Source organism: Streptomyces albireticuli, from assembly GCF_021228125.1.
GTDB lineage: Bacteria > Actinomycetota > Actinomycetes > Streptomycetales > Streptomycetaceae > Streptomyces > Streptomyces albireticuli.
This window is the reverse complement of sequence record NZ_JAJQQS010000008.1, coordinates 73,462-95,453: the sequence shown is the minus strand read 5'-3', so window position 1 is coordinate 95,453 and position 21,992 is coordinate 73,462. Positions and strand designations below refer to the sequence as shown.

Sequence of the window (21,992 nt, the reverse complement as noted above, 5' to 3'; positions counted from 1 at the left end):
GCGCGGGGCCTTTCCCCAGCCCCGCCCCTTCCCGTAACCGGGGAGACCCCCGGGCCCCGTTCCGCGCTGACGCGCGGTGGCCTCAAACGCCGGCCAGGCTGGATTTCGCCCCTGTCCGAGGTCGGCTCTCCGCGTGCTGAGAGTCGCTCCCCCGCTTCACGGGCGGGCTGTCCCGCCCGGCTCCGAGCAGCGACTCAGCCCGTCCGTGGGCACCTCCCGGCGGTAGCCGGGGGGCGAGGACACCGCGCGTCAGCGCGAAACGGGGGCCCGGGGACCTCCCCGGTTACGGGAAGGGGCGGGGCTGGGGAAAGAATCAGCCCGTCAACACACTCCGCACGGAGTCCAGCCGCGTCGCCGACACGACCTCCCCGCCCGAGACGACCACCTCACCCGGCGCCGGACGGCTCAAGAAGTGCAGCAGGCTCGCCGTCACCCCGTACGCCCCCGCGTTGGGGATCGTCACCACGTCGCCCTCCGTGAGCGCGGGGACGCGTACGTTGCGGCCGAGGACGTCACCGGGCGTGCACAGCGGGCCGACCAGGCTCACCGTCTCCGCCGGGCTCACCGGGGCCGCCGGGTCCGCCGCGTCTCCCGGCGCCGCCGCGTCGACGTCGATGGCCAGCGGCAGCAGCCGGCCCAGGCCGGCCATGCCGCCGAAGGTGTTGATGCCGGCGTCGAGGATGACGAACTTCCGGCCCCGGCTCTCCTTGATGTTCGTGACGGTGGTGCGCAGCTCGCCGCAGCCGCCGACCAGGTAGCGCCCGGACTCGCAGGCGATCTCCACGGAGCCCTCGCGCCAGCCGGGGAAGTGCAGATCGAGGGCGCTCTCCAGCTCGTGGCGGAGCTTTTCGTACACGGGCCGGGGGCCGGGGGTGGCGTAGGGCGCGGCGAAGCCGCCGCCGATGTCCAGGAAGCGCATGGGCAGGCCGAGTTCGTCGCGGAGCCGGGCCGCGGTCTCGATGCTCTGCCGGAACTCGGAGATCAGGTTCTCCTCGTCCCGGGAGTTGCTCAGCGGGAAGAAGTGGGCGCCCACGACCCGGGTGCCCGGCACGGACAGCAGGTCGGTGGCGCTGTCCGCGAGGGTCTCGGCGTCGATGCCGAACTGCGAGGGGGTGCCCGTCATGCGGATGCTGGTGGAGGCGCCGCCCGCCTCGCTGTTGACGCGCAGCAGGCAGTCGGCGACGGTGTCGTGCGCCTCGGCGACCGCGCCCACGCGCCGCAGGTCCGTCAGCGACTCGACGGAGAACTGGCGCACCCCGCACCCGATGGCCTCGTGCAGTTCCCCGGTGGTCTTGCCGGGGCCGGAGTAGAGGATCTCCGCGGCGGGGAAGCCCGCCCGGAGTGCCGAGGCCAGCTCGCCGGTGGAGCTGACCTCCGCGCGGCAGGCGCCCTCGCCCTCGCCCAGCGCGCGGGCCAGTTCGGGGTGCGGGTTGGCCTTGAGGGAGTAGAACAGCGTGAACTCCGGCGGCAGCGCGGCCCGCAGCGCGCGCCGTGCCTCCCGCAGCCGGTCCAGGTCGTAGACGTACAGCGGCGAACCGAAGCGCTCGGTCAGCTCTGTCGATGTGCGGCTCACGCCGTGCCCTCCTTGCCCTCGCCGGCGGGGACGCCGGCCGGCCGCCCGGGGTTCGTCGACCCTTCGAGCAGCGCGATGAGTTGCTTCTTCTCGCTCTTGCCGTTGAGCGTCAGCGGGACGTCGGCGAGCACCCGGACGTCGGCCGGGACCTTCGCCGGTTCCAGCCGCTTGGCCAGCTCCCGCCGGATCTCCTGCGGGGTGAGGTCGCCCGCCACGCACAGGGTCAGGTCGCGTCCGGCGCTCGGGACGAGCGCGGCGGCCGCCCGTACGCCGGGGACGTCCATGGCGGCGGCCTCGATCTCGACCGTGCTCATCCGGACGCCGTGGCGCTTGAACATGTCGTCGCGGCGACCCTCGAAGTAGAGGTAGCCGTCGGCGTCGAGGTGCCCGTAGTCGCCGGTGTGCAGGCGGGTGCCGCCGGTGGCCGGGTCCGGGCGGAACGTACGGGCGGTGATCTCGGGGGCGCGCCAGTAGCCGGCCATGACGTGCGGGCCGGTGACGGTGATCTCGCCGACCTCGCCGGGCGGCAGCACGCCGCCGTCCTCGCCGAGGATCTCCACGCGGGTCCCGGGCAGCGGGCGGCCCACCGACTCGGGGCGTTCCCGCTCCTGGTCCGGGGGCATGATCGAGATGCGCTTGCACTCGGTGATGCCGAACATCCTGACCACCCGGGCGCCGGGGAAGTCCTCCCGCAGCCCCGCGATGGTGGTCTGCTGGAGGGCGGCCCCGGTGTTGGTGAACAGGCGCAGCCGGGTGTCGCCGGGGGCGCGGGCGACGAGCCGGAGGAGGATCGCGGCCAGTGACGGGACGACCGGGAAGACGGTCGCGCCGCACTCGCGGATCTCGTTGAGGAGCTTGACCTCGGGCTGGGCCCCGGCCAGCACCAGTTCGGCGCCGGCCAGCGCCGACAGCAGGATCTGGAAGAGGCCGTAGTCGAAGGAGAGCGGCAGCCGGCAGTACACGACGTCGTCGGCGCGGTAGCCCAGCTCCTCCTGGATGGCGCGGGCCGCGAAGGCCATCCGCTCCTGCGGGCACACCACGCCCTTGGGGGCGGCGGTGCTGCCGGAGGTGTAGATCAGCACACCGATGTCGCCGGGCCGGGCGGCGGGCGCGGGTTCGGGCAGGCCGCGCAGGGCCGCGGCCTCGTCGCGCACGCCGGACAGGGCGTGGACGGGCACCCCGGCACCGGCACCGCGCAGCAGTCCGGCGTTCTCGTCGGCGGTGACGGCCAGCGCCGGCTCGCAGTCGGCGAGTACCTGCCGGAGCGCGTACTCCTTCATGCCGGGGTTGAGCGGCACCATGGTCACACCGCGCCGGGCGCAGGCGTGGAACAGGGCGACCAGATCGGCGGTGTTGGGCAGCTGGACGACGACGCGGTCGCCGCGTACGACGCCCTGGCGCTCCAGCCAGTGGCCGGCGGCCGCGGCCTCGGCGGCGAGTTCCGCGTACGTCCACGAGACGCGCCCGTCCCGGAGGGCCGGCGCGTCGGGGCGGGCCGCCACGGCCGAGGCGAGGATGTCGTGCGGGAGCTCCGGAGGGGCGGGGTGTGCCGGCGCGGGGGCGGCGTCCCGTACGGGCTCTCCGGCGCTGCCGAAGTCCCGGACGGCCCGGGCCTTGAGACCGGCCCGGTCGATCTTGCGGTTGGCGTTCAACGGCAACACGTCCAAGTGCTGGAAGCGGCGGGGTACGAGGCCCTGCGGCAGCGCCGCCCGGAGCCCTCTGGCCAGCTCGACGGGGGTGGCGCGGCGGCCGGTGTAGTAGACGACGAGTTCTTCGCCGTCCCCGCCCAGGGGGGCCGTCACGGCCGCCGCGTCCTCGACGCCCACGCAGTGGGTGCGCACGGCGTGCGCGATCTCCGACAGCTGGACGCGCCAGCCCTGCAACTGCACCTGGTCGTCGACCCGGCCCAGGAAGGTGAGTTCGCCGTCGGGGTGCCGGCGCACCCGGTCGCCCGTGCGGTACCAGCGCTTGCCGTCGCGTTCCAGGAAGCGGCCGGCGTCGTCGGCGGGGTCGAGGTAGCCGGCGCAGGTCTGCGGTCCGGCCACGCACAGCTCGCCCTCGGTGTCGTGGGGCGTGCCGTCGTCGTCCCGCAGGAAGACGTCGAGGCCGGGGTGCGGGGCGCCGATCGGGACGACGCCGTTGACCGCGCGGCCGGGCGAGGTGCCGGGCGACCAGCGGTGGACGGTGCAGGTGATGGTCAGCTCGGTGGGCCCGTATAGGTTCTCCACCGCCGAGCCGGGGGCCGCGGCCTGCCACCGCGCGGCGTCCGCGTCCATGAGCGGCTCTCCGGCGAAGAGGCTCCACCGCAGCCCCGGCAGCGCGCCGGGGGTGAGGGCGCCGGTCCGGCGGGTCAGCGCGATGCTGTTCGGGGTGGCGAACCACACCGTCACACCCTGCTCCGCGAGGTACTCCGGCAGCGCGCGGTAGGCGGGGCCGGGCACGGGCTGCACCCGGGCACCGGCGCCCCAGGCGCAGAACAGGTCGAAGACGGCGCAGTCGAAGGTGAGGTCGAAGGTCTGCGAGAAGACGTCGTCGGGGGTGAAGTCGTAGCGCGCGTCGAGGGTGGCGAAGTACCGGGCCGCGCTGCCGTGGCTCACCGGGACGCCCTTGGGGCGGCCGGTGGAGCCCGAGGTGAACATGACGTACGCGGGGTCGTCCGGGCCGACGGGCCGGGGGGCGGCGAGGGCGAGCCCGGGGTCGGGGCGCAGGCCCCGCCCGCCGTCCCCGTCGACCAGCACGGGAAGCTCCCGGCCGGGCGGCAGGATCTCCTCGAGGAGCCCGGCCCCCCGCTCGTCGGTGATGACGGCCCGCACGCCGGCGTCGGCCATCGCCTGCCGGGTGCGCGCGGCGGGGAAGTCGGGGTGCAGGGGCACGACCGCGGCACCGGTGTACAGCGCGGCGAGCACGCCGAGGTAGGCCGTGGCGCTCTTGTTGGCGAGCACACCGATCGCGCGCGGCGGGCCGTCCACCGCGTCCAGCAGGGTGCCCGCCCAGGTCAGCGCGGTGGCGTGGGCGTCCGCGTAGGTGACGCCGCGCTCCCCGGCCCGGAACGCGTCCCGGTCCCCGGCCACGGACAGTCCCCTCAGGAACCGTCCGTGCAGCGTGTTCTCCAAGTCGGGCCCCATGCCCCTCGCCCCCTCCGTGTGCGTGGTTCGGTCGGTCCGTGCGGGTCAGGCCGCCGGCAGCGGGCCGGCGCCGGTCAGCGAGGAGAGCGTCGCCCACAGCCCGGCGGGCGTGGCGAAGGTCTCCCGGGACAGCGACTCGTCACGGAACTGCACGCCGTAGGTGCCCTCCAGGTCCATCAGGAGATCGACGATGCCGAGGGAGTCGAGCCCGTAGTCCCGCAGTTCCAGGTCGGCGAGGATCGTCTCCCCGGGCTCCATGTACGGCAGGGCGCGGCGCAGAATTTCCTCGAACTGCTGGTCCCACATACCGGTCGTCTCCTCTTTCACGGTTCGTTGTGCTTCGGGCGTGCGTTGCCTCAGGTACGGGGGCGCATCGCGCGGACCGGATCGGCGGCCAGCACCTCGAAATTGCTGACGGTGCAGTCGACCCGGCCGAACAGCTTGTCCGGCCCGGCGACACACACCTTGGTGACGCCGAGTTCCTTGAACGTCGCGACGACGGAGGGCCAGCGGACGGCCGTCACATAGCCGTCCAGCAGCATGTCCCGGATCCCGTCGCCGGTTCGTACGACCGAGCCGTCCGAGTCGGCGACCACGGGAATCTCCGGGTCGTTGAAACGGAACTCCCCGAGCACCTCGTCCGCGACCTTCTTCCGGAGTCCGGAGAAGAGCGAGGAGTGCATCGGCGGGCGCATCGTGTAGAGCGGGAGTCCGCCGATCGACCGAATGCGCCGTTCGAACTCCTCGACGGCCTGCGCGCGCAGGGTGAGCATGTAGAAGCCGTCGTCGAGGTAGCAGGAGAAGTCGTGCCACTCGCCGCGCTCGGTGAGCTCCTCCAGCAGCGGCGCGAGGGCGTCCCACGGTGCCCGTACGAACGACAGGGTCACGAGGTCCCGGTGCTCGGTCGCGAAGTACTCCTCCGTGCGGCGGGCGAGCAGCGCGGTCAGGCGGGCCGCGTCCTCGAACGGCAGCGCGCCGGTGAACGCCGTCAGCGCCTTCTGCCCGAAGCTCGGCCCGGCGCACAGCGCCGGCTCCAGTCCGTACCGCTCGCGCGCCCACTCCGCCAGCGCCACGCAATTCACGAAGAACGCGACCTGGGCGGCCTCGGAGTAGTCGTCCTCGGAATCCCTGAACCTGTTCATGACGGAATACCCGACGGCATCGGAGGCGGCCGCGAGCAGCCGCCTCGCCGAGGGGTTGACCATCATGAATTTCGCCGCGTCGGCGAATCGGTTCGGTCCCATTCCGGGAAATACAACAGCCGTACTCATCCAGTAACCTGTCGTCGTCGGTGAGCGATACCGAGTGATATCGAGTGATACCTCAGGCAACACATCAAATGGTCGGCTCCACGGGGCCCTTCGCGATACCCCTACCGGCCCGGATCCAGCCCCTATCGGGGTGGCCGGGCGGGCGGCCGTGGAGGCACTCTGAAGTGCACGTCGCAGCACTATCAGATGGGGTGTCTCCAGCTTTGTTCGCAACTCCCAGCGCCACCGGAACCGTTCCGTTCGGCGAGCACCGGACGTGGTACCGCGTCACCGGTGAACTCGACTCGGGCAACCCCCCGCTGGTCGTCATGCACGGCGGCCCCGGCAGCACCCACGACTATCTGCTGTCCCTGACGGAACTGGCCGCACAGGGCTGGCCGGTCATCCACTACGACCAGCTGGGCAACGGCGCCTCGACCCACCTGCCCGACCGGGGCGCCGACTTCTGGACGGTGGACCTCTTCCTCCGCGAGCTCGACAACCTCCTCGGCCACCTCGGCGTCGCCGACGACTACATCCTCTTCGGCCAGTCCTGGGGCGGCATGCTCGCCGCCGAGCACGCCGTGCGGCGGCCCGCCGGCCTGCGCGGCATGGTGATCGCCAACTCGCCCGCGTCGATGCCGCTGTGGCGCGCGGAGGCGCTGCGGCTGCGCGCCGGACTGCCGGAGGCCCTCCAGGAAGCGCTCACCCGGCACGAGGCCACCGGGTCGTTCGACGACCCGGAGTACCAGCACGCCATGTACGCCTACTACCAGCGTCACGTCTGCCGCGCCGACCCCATCCCGCCGGAGGTCATGCGCACCCTGATGGCGCTCGGCAGCGACCCGACCGTCTACGGCACGATGAACGGCCCCAACGACTTCACGGTCGTCGGGACCCTCCGCGACTGGTCCGTCATCGACCGGCTGCACGCGGTCGAGGTGCCGACGCTGCTCGTCAGCGGGCGGTACGACGAGGCGACCCCGGCGACGGTGCAGCCGTTCTACGACGAGATACCGGACGTGAGCTGGGAGATCCTGGAGAAGTCCAGCCACATGCCGCACGTCGAGGAACCGGAGAGGTTCCTCGAGGTGATGACGGAGTACCTGGGGTCGCTGGGCTGACGGCCCCCGCCCCGGGGCGGGGGCACGGGGCGGAAGGCCCCCTGGCGGAAAGGGTCCCGGGGCGGGCGGGGAATCCTCGCCCGCCCGCCCCGGGACCTCCTGCTTCTCCGGCCGGTTCTACAGCCCCATCTCCTCCGCCATGTCCTCCAGCTCCTCCAGCAGGAACTCGCAGACGTCGTAGATGGTCCGGTGGTCGTAGACCAGCGTCGCCGGCAGTTCGAGACCGGTGATCCGCTCCAGCCTGTTGCGGAGCTCCACCGCGGTCAGCGACGTGAACCCCATGTTGAGCAGGTCCGCGTCCTCGTCGATCTCGTCCAGGTCGTCGAGGCCGAGCACGGCCGCCGTCTCCCGGATCAGGATCTCGCAGAGGAGGTCGAGCCGGTCCGCCTCCGGCAGGTGGCCCACGCGCTCGTAGAAGGCGCGCAGGTCACCCACCGGGCCCTCCGGAGCGGACTCCCCGTGGGGGGCCGCCGGAGCTGCCGGGACGGACTCCCCGTAGGGGGCCGGAGGCGCCGACACCCCGTGCGGCGCCGCGGGGGCCGCGGGCGCCGCGGGGGCCGCGGGGGCCGACGTGCCGTAGGGCGCCGCCGGAGCGGACCTCCCGGACCGGCGCGGCGCGGGCAGGTCCTCGGCGGGGTACGCCTCCGCCCGGTGCGTACGGGCCGGGTACTCGTCGGCCGGGTACGCCTCGGCCGGGTACGCCTCGACCGGAACCGTTCGCACAGGTGCCTCCGTACGGGGTGACTCGACATGGGCTTCGCGGCGAGGTGCCTCGGCACGAGGGGACTCCGCCCGGGCCGGCTCCACCCGGGGCGCCCCGTCTTGAGGCGTCTCGGCGGCCCGGGGCCCGGTCTCCCCGGCCCCGGCCGCCGCACCGGAACCGTTGCGCGCGCGCCACGACGCCAGCGACGGCAGCAGACCCGCGAGGGCGTTCAGGTCCTGCCGCTCGACCGCCGCCCAGAACTCCGCGTCGAGCGTCCCGAGCGACGCCCCGCCCTCGGCGTCGCCGCCGACGGCGTCCGGAGCGCCTTCCAGCCAGTAGTGACGGCGCTGGAAGGGGTACGTCGGCAGCTCGACGCGGCGCGCGCCGGTGCCGGCGAAGAACGCCTCCCAGTCGACGCGGCCGCCCGCGACGTGCAGCTTGCCGAGGGCGGTGACGACCGCCTGCGCCTCGGCGCGGTCCCGCCGCTGCGCCGGGACGAACGCGAGGTTGCGGGCGCCCGGCAGGCATTCCTGTGCCATCGCGGACAGCACCGCGTCCGGGCCGATCTCCAGGAACACCCGCACGCCCTGGTCGTGCAGCGTACGGACGCCGTCCCCGAACCGGACCGTGCCCCGCACGTGCCGCACCCAGTACTCCGGCGAGCACAGCTCCTGCGCGGTGGCGAGGTGACCGGTGAGGTTGGAGACGACCGGGAGGGAGGGGACGGTGTAGGTCAGCGACTCGGCGACCGTACGGAACTCCGCGAGCATCCCGTCCATGCGGTACGAGTGGAACGCGTGCGAGACGTCGAGACGACGGGCCTTCCCGAAGTGCGCGGCGACCTCCTCGACCGCGGCCTCGTCACCCGAGATCACCACGGACGACGGACCGTTGATCGCGGCGATGTCGACCCCGGCCACGAGCGCGGCCCGGGCGCGGACCTCGGCCTCCGTGGCCCGCAGCGACACCATCGCGCCACCGGCGGGCAGCGCCTGCATCAGCGCCGCACGGGCGGCGACGAGCTTGCCCGCGTCCTCCAGCGAGAACACCCCGGCGACGTGCGCGGCGGCGATCTCACCGATGGAGTGACCCGCGACGTAGTCCGGACGCACACCCCACGACTCGGCCAGACGGAACAGCGCCACCTCGACGGCGAACAGCGCGGGCTGCGTGTTCTCCGTACGCGCCAGCGCCTCCGCGTCGTCCAGAACGGCCGGGTCCAGCCCCAGCGCCGCACACACGGCGTCGAACGCCTCCGCGAAGACGGGGAACGCCGCGTACAGCTCACGGCCCATCCCCGCCCGCTGGGCGCCCTGGCCGGTGAACAGCGCCGCGAGCTTTCCGCCCACCGCCTTGCCGGTCGCCGACTCGGTGCCCACCACCACGGCCCGGTGGTCGAAGTGCGCCCGCGCCGTCGCCAGCGTAAGGCCGACGTCGCGCAGGTCGCGCCCGGCGGCGGCCGCGCGGATCCGGGCCACCTGAGCGGCCAGGGCCTTCTCGCTCTTGGCGCTCATCACGAGCGGCACGACGGGCAGTTCCCGCCCGGCGGAGACCTCGACGGTCTCCGCCACCGGCGCCTGCTCGACGATGACGTGCGCGTTCGTACCGCTGAAGCCGAACGACGACACGCCCGCCCGGCGCGGGCGGCCGGTCTCCGGCCAGTCGCGGTTCTCGGTCAGCAGCTCGACGTCGCCGTCGGCCCAGTCGACGTGCCGGGAGGGCTCGTCGACGTGCAGGGTCCGGGGCAGCACGCCGTGGCGCATCGCCATGACCATCTTGATCACGCCGCCGACGCCCGCGGCCGCCTGCGTGTGGCCGATGTTGGACTTCAGGGAGCCGAGCCACAGCGGCTCGTCGGCCGCCCGCTCCTGGCCGTAGGTGGCGAGCAGTGCCTGTGCCTCGATCGGGTCGCCCAGCGTCGTACCGGTGCCGTGCGCCTCGACGGCGTCGACGTCGGCGGCCGACAGACCGGCCGTGGCCAGGGCCTGGCGGATCACCCGCTGCTGGGACGGGCCGTTGGGGGCGGTCAGGCCGTTGCTGGCACCGTCCTGGTTGATCGCGGTGCCCCGGACGATGCCCAGGACCGGGTGACCGTTGCGGCGCGCGTCCGACAGCCGTTCCACCATCAGCATGCCGATGCCCTCGCCCCAGCCGGTGCCGTCGGCCGCCGACGCGAACGCCTTGCAGCGCCCGTCCTTGGCGAGCCCGCCCTGGCGCGAGAAGTCGACGAAGGCGTTGGGGGTGGACATCACCGTGACACCGCCGGCGAGCGCGAGGTCGCACTCGCCGGAGCGCAGGGCCTGGACGGCCATGTGCAGCGCGACCAGCGAGGACGAGCACGCCGTGTCGACGGTGACGGCCGGGCCCTCCAGGCCGAGCGCGTACGAGACACGGCCGGACATGACACCGCCGGAGGTGCCGGTGCCCAGGAAGCCGCCGACCTCGTCGGGCACGGAGCCGCCGAGGCGCGAGGCGTAGTCGAAGTGGATGGCGCCCGCGTAGACGCCGGTGCGGCTGCCGCGCAGCGTCGTCGGGTCGATGCCCGCCCCTTCGATGGTCTCCCAGCTGGTCTCCAGCAGCAGGCGCTGCTGCGGGTCCATCGCGAGGGCCTCGCGCGGCGAGATGCCGAAGAAGGCGGCGTCGAACTCGGTCGCCTCGTGCAGGAATCCGCCGTCACGGGTGTACGAGGTACCCGGGCGCTCACCGGTCGGGTCGTAGAGCCGCTCGGGGTTCCAGCCGCGGTCGGTCGGGAAGGTGGTCATCGCGTCGCCGCCGGAGACCACGAGGTCCCAGAGCAGGTCCGGGGAGCTCGCGCCGCCGGGGAAGCGGCAGCCCATGCCGACGATCGCGATCGGGTCGTCGTCCACCGCCTTCACAGGCGCGGCGGACGCGGCGGCCTGTGCGGCGAGACCGCCGGCCAGCTCGTCCCGCACGTACTCCATCAGCACGCGGGGCGTCGGGTAGTCGAAGACCAGCGTCACCGGCAGACGCAGACCCGTCCCCGCGTTGAGACGGTTACGGAGCTCTACGGCCGTCAGGGAGTCGAACCCGCTCTCCTTGAACGACCGCTCCGGATCCACCGCCTCAGGACCGGCATGACCCAGAACAGTCGCGACGTCAGCCCGGATCAGATCCAGGATCGCTTCCTCACGCTCGGGCCCGCCCAGACCCGCCAGCCGCTGCCGCAGCCCCTCGGCCGCGACCGACGAACGCGCGGCGGCACGGCGCGCCCGCGTCCGCACCAACCCGCTGAGCAGCGGCGGAAGCTGCTCGCCCGCGGCGGCCGCGAGGGTCGCCATGTCGAGCTGTACGGGCACGAGGGTGCCGAGGCCCAGGGTCTGCGCCGTGTCGAAGAGGGCGAGGCCCGCCTCCGTGGACAGCGGCGGCATGCCCGAACGGTTCATCCGCTCCAGGTCCACGGCCGACAGCTCGCCGCCCATGCCGCTCGCCCCGGCCCACAGGCCCCACGCCAGCGACAGACCCGGCAGACCCGCCGTGCGGCGGCGCTGGGCCAGGGCGTCGATGAACGCGTTGGCCGAGGCGTAGTTGGCCTGGCCCGGGTTGCCGAAGACGCCGGCGACGGACGAGAAGAGGACGAACGCCGAGAGGTCGAGGTCCTTGGTCAGCTCGTGGAGGTTGACCGCGGCGTCGACCTTGGCGCCGAAGACCGTGTCGATCTGCTCGGGCGTGAGGGAGGACACGGTCGCGTCGTCGAGGACGCCTGCGGTGTGGACGACGCCGGTGAGCGGGTTCCCTGCGGGTACGGACGCGAGCAGGGCGGCCAGCGCGTCGCGGTCCGCGGCGTCGCAGGCGGCGACGGTCACCTCGGCGCCGAGCGCCGTGAGCTCGTCGCGCAGCTCGGCGGCCCCGGGCGCGCCGAGACCGCGGCGGCTGGTCAGCAGCAGGTGCCGCACCCCGTGCTCCGCCACCAGGTGACGGGCGAAGAGCGCGCCCAGCGCACCCGTACCACCGGTGATCAGAACCGTGCCGTCGGTGTCCCACGGGCGCGGCACGGTCAGGACGACCTTGCCGACATTGCGGGCCTGGCCCAGGTAGCGGAACGCCTCGGGGGCCCGGCGCACGTCCCACGCGGTCACCGGGAGGGCCTTGAGGACACCGGCGTCGACGAGCGCCACCAGCGCCACGAGCATCTCCTGGATGCGGTCCGGGCCCGCCTCCATCATGTCGAACGCCTGGTAGGCGACGCCCTGGTGGGCGGCGGCGACCTCGGCGGCATCGCGGATGTCCGTTTTGCCCATCTCGACGAACCGGCCGCCGCGCGGCAGCATCCGCAGCGAGGCGTCGACGAACTCACCGGCCAGGCAGTCCAGCACCACGTCCATGCCACGACCGCCGGTGGCGGTCATGAACGCGTCGTGGAACGCGAGGTCGCGGGACGAGGCCGTGTGCGCGTCGTCCAGGCCGAAGGCCCGCAGCGTCGGCCACTTGCGCGGGCTGGCCGTGCCGTACACCTCGGCGCCCAGGTGGCGGGCGAGCTGCATGGCGGCCGTGCCCACGCCGCCGGCGGCCGCGTGGATGAGGATCGACTCGCCCGTGCGCAGACCGGCGAGGTCGACGAGCGCGTAGTAGGCCGTCAGGTAGACGACGGGGGCGGCCGCGGCCTGGGCGAACGTCCAGCCCTCCGGCATCCGGACGACGAGCCGCCGGTCCGTCACGCTGTACGGGCCGAAGGAGGCCGACAGCAGGCCCATCACCCTGTCCCCGACCGCCAGGTCCGTCACGCCCGGCCCGGTCTCCACGACGACGCCCGCGCCCTCCATGCCCAGCTCGCCGGCGTCGCCCGGGTACATGTCCAGGACGTTGAGCACGTCACGGAAGTTCAGGCCGCTCGCCCGCACCGAGAGCCGGACCTGGCCCGGCTCCAGCGGTGCCAGGTTGGGCGCGGCGGGCACGAAGCCGAGGCCCTGGAAGGTCCCCTTCGCGGTGATGTCGAGCCGCCAGGAGTCGGAGGTGTCGGCGGGCAGCGCCAGCACCTCACCCGCGGACGCCCGGGCCAGCCGGGGCACGAACGCCTCGCCGTCCCGCAGCGCCAGCTGGTGCTCACCGGTGGCGAGGGCGCGCGCGAGCACCTCGCGCGACTCCTCCGACCCGTCGGTGTCGACGAGCACGAAGCGGCCCGGGTTCTCGGACTGCGCGGACTTCACCAGGCCCCAGACGGCAGCCTGCGCCAGGTCCGCGACCGGCTCGGACGCCTCGACGGACGCTCCGCCGCGCGTCAGCAGGACGAGCCGCGACTCGGCGAACCGGTCGTCGTCCAGCCACCGCTGCACCAGGGCGAGGGTCCGGTGGGCGGCGGTGTGGGCCGCCCCTGCGGAGTACCGGTCGTCGGCGGGGTACGCGCCGTCGGCGGAGTGCGGGCCCTCGGTCGCGGGGGCCGGGACGAGGACGAACTCGGGGATCCCTGCGCCCGTCCCGGATAGGTCGAGGTCGGCCAGGTGGGCGAGTTCCGCCTCCTCCGGTACGTCCGTCGCGAGGGCCTTCCACTCGGTCCGGAAGAGGGAGTCGTCGTGGGCGGCACCCGCGCTCAGCTGATCGGCGGAGACGGTGCGCAGCACGAGCGACCCGACCGTGGCCACCCGGGCGCCCGTGGAGTCACCGAGGCTCAGCGTGACGCCGCCGTCGTCGGTACGGCCCAGGCGGACGCGGACGGCGGTGGCGCCGCCGGCGTGCAGGGTGACCCCCGACCACGCGAACGGCAGCTGCGGCCCCGCCGCGCCGTCGGCGGTGAAGTCGCCGAACGCCATGGTGTGCAGCGTCGCGTCCAGGAGCGCCGGGTGGAGACCGAACCTCGCGGCGTCGGCGTCCCCGGGGAGTGCGACCTCGGCGCAGACGTCGCCGCCCACGCGCCAGGCGGCGGTCACGCCCCGGAACGCCGGGCCGTACTCCAGCCCGATGCCCGCGAGCCCCTCGTAGAGGTCACCGACGGCCACCGGCTCGGCGCCCTCGGGCGGCCAGACGGCGAAGGGCGCGGTGGCCCCGTCCTCGGCCGCCGGGGCGAGGAGGCCGGAGGCGTGCCGGAGCCAGAGCGCGTCCTCGTGGGCGCCCTCGGCCCGGGAGTGGATGGCGACGGAGCGGCGGCCGGTGTCGTCCGGTTCGCCCACGGTCACGCGCAGCTGGACACCGCCGTTGCCGTGCAGCACCAGAGGCGCTTCCAACGTCAGCTCGTCCACGGTCGCGCAACCCGCCTCGTCACCGGCACGGATCGCCAAGTCGACGAACGCGGTGCCCGGAAGGAGGACCGTACCCATGACCGCGTGATCCGTGAGCCACGGGTGACTCTGCAGAGACACCCGGCCCGTGAGCAGCAGACCCTCGGAATCCGGCAGGGCGACCACCGCACCCAGCAGCGAGTGGTCCGCCGGCCCCTGGCCGACGGCGGCGGGATCACCGGCACCCGCCACGCTGCCGAGCCAGAAGTTCTCGTGCTGGAAGGGGTAGGTGGGGAGGTCGGTGAGGCGGGCGCCGGTACCGGCGAAGAAAGCCGACCAGTCGACACGGGCGCCGGTGATGTGGAGACGGCCGAGAGCGGTGACGAGGGTGGCAGGCTCCGGGCGGTCCTTACGGAGCGCCGGGACGAACGCGACGTCGTCGGAGGCGTCCGGCAGGCACTCCTGGGCCATGGCCGACAGGACACCGTCGGGGCCGAGTTCCAGGAACGTACGGACACCCTGGTCGTGGAGGGTCTGGATGCCGTCGGCGAAGCGGACGGCCTCACGGACGTGCCGCGCCCAGTACTCGGGGGAAGTGAGCTCTGTGGCCAGGACACCGGTGACGTTGGAGACGACCGGGACGGCAGGGACGCTATAGGTGAGGGACTCGGCGACCTTACGGAAGCCGTCCAGCATCCCGTCCATGCGGTGCGAGTGGAAGGCGTGCGAGACGTTCAGACGGCGGGACTTCTCGAAACGCCCGGCGACCTGCTCGACCGCGGCCTCGTCACCCGAGATCACCACGGAGGACGGGCCGTTGACCGCGGCGATGTCGACACCGTCGACGAGGGCCTCACGGACCTCGGCCTCGGTCGCGCGCAGGGAGACCATCGCGCCACCGGCGGGCAGCACCTGCATCAGACGGGCACGGGCGGCGACGAGCTTGCCCGCGTCCTCCAACGAGAACACCCCGGCGACGTGCGCGGCGGCGATCTCACCGATCGAATGACCCGCGACGTAGTCCGGACGGACGCCCCAGGACTCGGCCAGACGGTAGAGCGCGACCTCGACCGCGAACAGCGCGGGCTGCGTGTTCTCCGTACGCGCCAGCGCCTCCGCATCGTCCAGAACGGCCGGGTCGAGCCCCAGCGCGGCGCAGGAAGCGTCGAAAGCCTCGGCGAACACCGGATAGGCCGCGTACAGCTCACGGCCCATTCCGGCCCGCTGGGCGCCCTGACCGGTGAAGAGCGCGGCGACCTTCCCGTTCAGCACGCGGCCCTTGACCGTCTGCTCACCCACCACGACGGCCCGGTGGTCGAACCGCGCGCGCGAAGTGGCCAGCGTGAAGCCGACACCCACCGGATCCAGACCGGCGGCGGCGTCGACCACCTGGGCGACCTGGGCGTCCAGTGCCTCGGGCGACTTGGCCGACAGCACCCACGGCACCACCGGCAGCTCGACGGCGTCACCGGCGGCGGTCTCGGACACCGCCGGAGCCTGCTCGATGATCACGTGGGCGTTGGTACCGCTGAAGCCGAACGACGAGATGCCCGCGCGGCGCGGACGCCCCGCCTCCGGCCAGTCACGCGCCTCGGTGAGGAGCTCGACGGCGCCTTCGGACCAGTCGATGTGCGGCGACGGCGCGTCCACGTGGAGGGTCTTGGGCAGGACGCCGTGACGCATGGCCATGAGCATCTTGATGATCCCGCCGACACCGGCGGCGGCCTGCGCGTGCCCGATGTTGGACTTGAACGAGCCGAGCCACAGCGGCTCGTCACCGGCCCGCTCCTGACCGTAGGTGGCGAGGAGCGCCTGTGCCTCGATCGGGTCGCCCAGCGTCGTACCGGTGCCGTGCGCCTCGACGGCGTCGACGTCGGCGGCCGAGAGACCGGCCACGGCGAGGGCCTGGCGGATGACGCGCTGCTGGGACGGGCCGTTGGGAGCCGTCAGACCGTTGCTGGCACCGTCCTGGTTGACGGCCGAGCCCCGGACGATGCCCAGGACCGGGTGACCGTTGCGGCGCGCGTCGGACAACCGCTCGACGAGCAGCATGCCGACGCCCTCGGCCCAGCCGGTACCGTCCGCGCCCGCCGCGAACGCCTTGCACCGGCCGTCCGTGGCCAGGCCGCGCTGACGGGAGAACTCCATGAACGAGCTGGGCGTGGCCATGACGGTCACACCGCCGGCCAGGGCGAGTTCGCACTCACCGGCCCGCAGGGCCTGGACGGCCAGATGCAGGGCGACCAGCGACGACGAGCACGCCGTGTCCACCGTCACCGCCGGGCCCTCCAGCCCGAAGACGTAGGAGAGACGGCCGGAGACCACGCTGCCGGAGGTACCGGTGCCCAGGAAGCCGTCGACGCCCTCGGGGACGGACGTACCGATGCCGGACGCGTAGTCGTGGTACATCGCGCCGGCGAAGACGCCGGTGCGGCTGCCACGCAGGGCCGTCGGGTCGATGCCCGCCCGCTCGACGGCCTCCCAGGTGGTCTCCAACAGCAGACGCTGCTGCGGATCCATGGCGAGGGCCTCGCGCGGCGAGATCCCGAAGAAGCCGGGGTCGAACGCGGCGGCCTCGTGGAGGAACCCGCCGTGGCGCGTGTACGAGGTACCCGGGCGCTCGCCGGTCGGGTCGTAGAGGTTCTCCAGGTCCCAGCCACGGTCGTCGGGAAAGGCGGACACCCCGTCCCGCCCGCCGACGACCAGGTCCCACAGGTCCTCGGGCGAGGACACACCGCCCGGGTAGCGGCAGGCCATGCCGACGATCGCGATCGGGTCGTCGTCGGCACGGGCCGTACGCACGGGGACGGCCAGGGCGGCGGCCTGCGACAGGCCGCCGGCGAGCTCGTCGCGCACGTAATCCGTCAGGACGCGGGTCGTCGGGTAGTCGAAGATCAGCGTCGCGGGCAGGCGGAGGCCCGTCGCGGCGTTGAGGCGGTTACGGAACTCGACGGCGGTGAGGGAGTCGAAGCCCAGCTCGGTGAACGCCCGGTCCGGCTCGACGGCCGCGCCGGAGGTGTGGCCGAGGACCCCGGCGACCTCGTCGCGCACCAGCTCCAGCAGTGCTTCGGTCCGCTCGGACTCGGGAAGGGTGAGCAGGCGCTGCCGCAGGGAGTCGGCCTGGCGGGCGTCGACCGTACGGCGCGCGGGCACGCGCACCAGGCCGCGCATCAGCGGCAGAAGCGGGTGCGTCGCCGCGCTCGCCCGCAGGACGGCGAGGTCGAGCGGTGCGGGGACGAGCAGGGCCTCGCCCGATGCCACGGCGGCGTCGAGGATCTCCAGGCCCTGCCGGGGCGAGAGCGCGACCACACCGCTGCCGCCCATACGGGAAGCGTGCGCGGCGTCGAGCTCGCTCGCCATGCCGTCGGCGTCCTGCCAGAGGCCCCAGGCGAGGCTGGTGGCGGGGAGACCGGCGGCGGCACGCTGCTGGGCGAGAGCGTCCAGGTAGGCGTTGGCTGCGGCGTAGTTGGCCTGGCCCGCGTTGCCGAAGACACCGGCGGCGGAAGAGAACAGGACGAACGCCGTCAGGTCCATCCCGGCGGTCAGCTCGTGCAGGTACCGGGCCGCGTCCGCCTTCGGAGCGAAGACCGCGTCCAGACGCTCGGGCGAGAGAGAGCCGATCACACCGTCGTCGAGAACACCGGCCGTGTGAACCACGGCCGTGACCGGATGAGCGGCAAGGAGGTCCGCCAGGGAGGAACGGTCGGCTACGTCGCACGCGGCGACGGTCACCTCGGCACCGAGCGAGATGAGTTCATCGCGAAGCTCGGCGGCGCCGGGGGCGTCGATACCGCGACGGCTGGTGAGCAGGAGACCACGCACACCGTGCTCCGCCACCAGATGACGAGCGACGAGAGCACCCAGCGAGCCCGTACCACCAGTGATCAGAACCGTGCCCTCGGCGTCCCACTGCGGCCGGGCCCCGGAGACAACGGTCGCACGGGCGAGACGCGGCGCGAAGACCGCTCCCCCACGCACCGCGATCTGGTGCTCGTCCCCCGCGTCGGCGGCGGTGACAGCGGCGGCGAAGGCTTCCGGACCGGCCTCGATGTCGGCGCCGAGGTCGACGAGGACCAGGCGGCCGGGGTTCTCCGACTGCGCCGAACGCACCAGACCCCAGACAGCGGCCTGTACGGGATCGACGTCCGTGTCACCCGGGAGCGCGACCGCGCCCCGGGTCACCAGGACGAGGCGGGAATCGGCGAACCGTTCCTCCGCCAGCCACTCCTGGACCAGCGCGAGCACGCCGTGCATGACCTCGCGCACCGCACCGGACTGACACGGCACGACGGTGACGGCGGGCAGGGGCGCGCCGGCGTCCACGGCGGCGCGCAGCGCGGCGAGGTCGGCGTGGTCCGTGCCCAGGACGATCATGGACGCGGCGTCGGCGCGGCCCGCGACCGGTACCCAGTCCACGCGGAACAGCGCGTCCCGCATGCCCTGGTCGGCCGCGCGCAGTTGGTCGGTGGCGAACGGCCGCACGACGAGCGACTCCACCGAAGCGACCGCCATGCCCGCGGCGTCGGCGAGCTCCAGCGTCGCGCCGTCGCCCGAGGTCGTGACCTTGACCCGCAGCGCACCGGCCCCGGTCGCCCGCAGGGTCACTCCGCGCCACGCGAACGGCAGCTTGACGCCGCCCTCTCCGGACGACGAGCCCCCGCCACGTATGTGGGCGGAGAGGGGGATGGTGTGCAGGGTGGCGTCCAGCAGGGCGGGGTGGAGGCCGTACGACGCCACGTCCGTGCCCTCGGGCAGGGAGACCTCGGCGTAGATGTCGTCGCCCTTGCTCCACGCGGCGGTGACGCCCTGGAAGACCGGGCCGTACTCCAGGCCGGCGGCGGCGAGACCCTCGTAGAGCCCGTCGACGTCGACGGGCTCGGCGCCCGCCGGCGGCCAGGTGATGAGGTCGACGGCGTAGGCCGGGGCCTCGGCGGTGAGCGTTCCGGAGGCGTTCCGCAGCCAGGGGGCGTCATCGGGGGCGCCCTCCGCACGGGAGTGGACGGTCAGCTCGCGCCGGCCCGCCGCCTCGGGGGCGCCGACGGTGACGCGGAGCTGGACGGCGCCCTCTTCGGGCAGGATCAGCGGGGCCTCGAGGGTGAGTTCCTCGACGGTGGTGCAGCCGACCTGGTCGCCCGCGCGGATCGCGAGCTCGACGAATGCCGTACCGGGCAGCAGCACGCTGCCGCCCACGACGTGGTCCGCGAGCCACGCGTGCGTACGCAGCGACAGGCGGCCCGCGAAGACGAAGCCGTCGGAGCCGGGCAGGGCCACGACCGCGCCGAGCAGCGGATGCTCGGCCGCGCCGAGACCGGCGGCCTGCACGTCGCCGTACGCGGGACCGCCCTCCAGCCAGTAGCGCTCGTGCTGGAAGGGGTAGGTGGGGAGGTCGGTGAGGCGGGCGCCGGTACCGGCGAAGAAAGCGGACCAGTCGACGCGGGCGCCGGTGACGTGTAGACGACCGAGGGCGGTGACGAGCGACACCGGCTCCGGACGATCCTTACGGAGGGCCGGAACGAACGCTACGTCCTCGGCGTCCGGCAGGCACTCCTGGGCCATGGCCGACAGGACACCGTCGGGGCCGAGTTCCAGGAAGGTACGGACGCCTTCGGCGTGGAGGGTTCGGATGCCATCGGAGAAGCGGACGGCGTCACGGACGTGACGCACCCAGTACTCGGGCGAGGCCAGGTCATCCGCCAGAGCACCGGTGACGTTCGAGACGACCGGGATCGCCGGGACGTTGTAGGTCAGGGACTCTGCGACCTTACGGAAGCCGTCCAGCATTCCGTCCATGCGGTGCGAGTGGAACGCGTGCGACACGTTCAGGCGACGGGACTTCTCGAAGCCCTCGGCCACCTGCTCAACAGCGGCCTCGTCACCCGAGATCACCACGGAGGACGGGCCGTTGACCGCGGCGATGTCCACACCGTCGACGAGGGCCTCACGGACCTCCGCCTCGGTCGCACGCAGGGACACCATCGCGCCACCGGCCGGGAGCGCCTGCATCAGACGGGCGCGGGCCGCCACAAGCTTGCCCGCGTCCTCCAGCGAAAACACACCCGCCACATGCGCCGCAGCAATCTCACCAATGGAGTGACCAGCCAGGAAGTCGGGACGAACTCCCCACGACTCGGCCAGACGATAAAGAGCCACCTCGACCGCGAACAGCGCGGGCTGCGTGTTCTCCGTACGCGCCAACAGCTCCGCGTCATCCAGAACAGCCGCGTCGAGACCCAGCGCGGCACAGGAAGCGTCAAACGCCTCCGCGAACACCGGATAGGCCGCGTACAACTCACGCCCCATCCCCGCCCGCTGAGCACCCTGACCCGTGAACAGCGCCGCGACCTTCCCGCCCAGCACACGGCCCTTGACCGTCCGCTCACCCACCACCACAGCCCGGTGCTCGAACTGCGCACGCGCCGTAGCCAACGTGAAACCCACACCGACCGGGTCCAGACCGGCAGCAGCGTCGACCACCTGGGCGACCTGTGCGTCCAGCGCCTCCGCCGTCTTACCCGACACCACCCACGGCACCACCGGAAGCTCCCGATCAACGGAAACCTCGACAGCCTCCTCCACCGGAGCCTGCTCCACGATCACGTGCGCGTTCGTACCACTGAACCCGAACGACGACACACCCGCACGACGCGGACGCCCACCCTCCGGCCACTCACGCGCCTCCGTCAGCAGTTCGACGGCGCCCGCCGACCAGTCCACCTTCCGTGACGGCTCGTCGACGTGCAGCGTCTTCGGGAGGACGCCGTGGCGCATCGCGAGGACCATCTTCATGACGGCGCCGACACCGGCGGCCGCCTGGGTGTGGCCCAGGTTCGACTTCAGCGAGCCGAGCCAGAGGGGCCGGTCGGCGGAACGTTCCTGCCCGTAGGTGGCGATGAGGGCCTGCGCCTCGATGGGGTCACCGAGCGTCGTACCCGTGCCGTGCGCCTCGACGGCGTCGATGTCGCCCGGCTCCAGCCGCGCGTTGGCCAGGGCCTGGCGGATGACGCGCTGCTGGGACGGACCGTTGGGGGCCGTCAGGCCGTTGCTGGCGCCGTCCTGGTTGACGGCCGAGCCGCGGACCACGGCCAGGACGGGGTGGCCGTTGCGGCGGGCGTCGGAGAGGCGCTCGACGAGGAGCACGCCGACGCCCTCGCTGAGCGACGTGCCGTCGGCGGCCTCGGCGAACGGCTTGCAGCGCGCGTCGGCCGCGAGCGCGCCCTGCTGGCTGAACTCGCGGTAGGTGTCGGGGGTGACGGCGACGGTCACACCGCCCGCGAGAGCGAGCTCGCACTCGCCCTGGCGCAGGGCCTGGACGGCCAGGTGCAGAGCCACCAGCGACGACGAGCAGGCCGTGTCGATGGTCATGGCGGGGCCCTCGAGGCCGAGGGCGTACGAGACGCGGCCGGAGACGACGCTGTTGGACGTGCCGGTGCCGAGGAAGGCGTCGATCTCCTCGGGTACGACGGTCAGGTCTCCCGCGTACTCCTTGTACATCACGCCGGCGTAGACGCCGGTGCGGCTGCCGCGCAGCGTCGTCGGGTCGATGCCGGCCCGCTCGAACGCCTCCCAGGACGCCTCCAGCAGCAGGCGCTGCTGCGGGTCCATCGCCATGGCCTCGCGGGGCGAGATGCCGAAGAAGCCCGGGTCGAAGCCGGCGGCGTCGTCGACGAAGCCGCCCTCGCGGACGTACGAGGTGCCGCGGCGGGGGTTCTCCCGATCGGGGTCGTAGAGCGACTCCAGGTCCCAGCCGCGGTCGGCGGGGAAGGGGCCGACGCAGTCGGCGCCCTCGACGAGGCGCTGCCACAACTTCTCGGGGCCGTCGATACCGCCGGGGAGCGCGCAGGCCATGCCGACGATGGCGATCGGCTCGTGGGCCTTCGCCTCGGCGGTCTGGAGCCGCTGCCGGTAGTCGTGGAGGTCGGCCGCCGCCTTCTTGAGATAGTCGCGGAGCTTGTCCTCGTTAGCGTGAGCCATGTCCTGTGTCGTCTCTTCCTTCGGGGCGTGCTTGGGGAATCCGGCCGGGCCGGGAAGTCTGGGGATGGGGGCCCGG

Annotated in this window: 6 protein-coding genes; 1 reads left to right on the top strand and 5 read right to left on the bottom strand. The window is 73.2% G+C overall.

Annotation, left to right across the window (positions count from 1 at the left end):
* Nucleotides 1-313: 313 nt before the first annotated feature.
* Genes LUZ64_RS16870 through LUZ64_RS16850 form a run of 4 tightly spaced genes read right to left on the bottom strand, consistent with a single transcriptional unit; the run spans nucleotide 314 to nucleotide 5,942 of the window.
* A complete protein-coding gene (locus tag LUZ64_RS16870; protein ID WP_095583402.1) occupies nucleotides 314-1,573 on the bottom strand; it encodes an alanine racemase in 1,260 nt (419 codons plus the stop codon).
* Nucleotides 1,570-4,698, bottom strand: coding sequence for an AMP-binding protein (locus LUZ64_RS36895; protein WP_248288545.1), 3,129 nt, complete (start codon nucleotides 4,696-4,698; stop codon nucleotides 1,570-1,572). Before LUZ64_RS36895 ends, LUZ64_RS16870 begins: the two co-directional genes overlap by 4 nt.
* A 45-nt stretch (nucleotides 4,699-4,743) precedes the next feature.
* The gene (locus tag LUZ64_RS16855) at nucleotides 4,744-5,004 is read right to left on the bottom strand and encodes a phosphopantetheine-binding protein (RefSeq protein ID WP_095583401.1); all 261 of its coding nucleotides are present in this window, start codon (nucleotides 5,002-5,004) and stop codon (nucleotides 4,744-4,746) included.
* Between the two features lie 50 nt (nucleotides 5,005-5,054).
* Nucleotides 5,055-5,942 carry an ACP S-malonyltransferase gene (locus tag LUZ64_RS16850; RefSeq protein ID WP_211305114.1) on the bottom strand — a complete coding sequence of 296 codons (888 nt, stop codon included), beginning with the start codon at nucleotides 5,940-5,942 and terminating at the stop codon, nucleotides 5,055-5,057.
* A gap of 230 nt (nucleotides 5,943-6,172) precedes the next feature.
* On the opposite strand from LUZ64_RS16850, the gene LUZ64_RS16845 reads away from it, so the two are divergent.
* Nucleotides 6,173-7,072 carry a proline iminopeptidase-family hydrolase gene (locus LUZ64_RS16845; RefSeq protein ID WP_232389836.1) on the top strand — a complete coding sequence of 300 codons (900 nt, stop codon included), beginning with the start codon at nucleotides 6,173-6,175 and terminating at the stop codon, nucleotides 7,070-7,072.
* Between the two features lie 117 nt (nucleotides 7,073-7,189).
* Here the strand turns inward: LUZ64_RS16845 and LUZ64_RS38090 are convergent, their stop codons facing one another.
* Nucleotides 7,190-21,916 carry a type I polyketide synthase gene (locus LUZ64_RS38090; protein ID WP_095583398.1) on the bottom strand — a complete coding sequence of 4,909 codons (14,727 nt, stop codon included), beginning with the start codon at nucleotides 21,914-21,916 and terminating at the stop codon, nucleotides 7,190-7,192.
* Nucleotides 21,917-21,992: the final 76 nt, after the last annotated feature.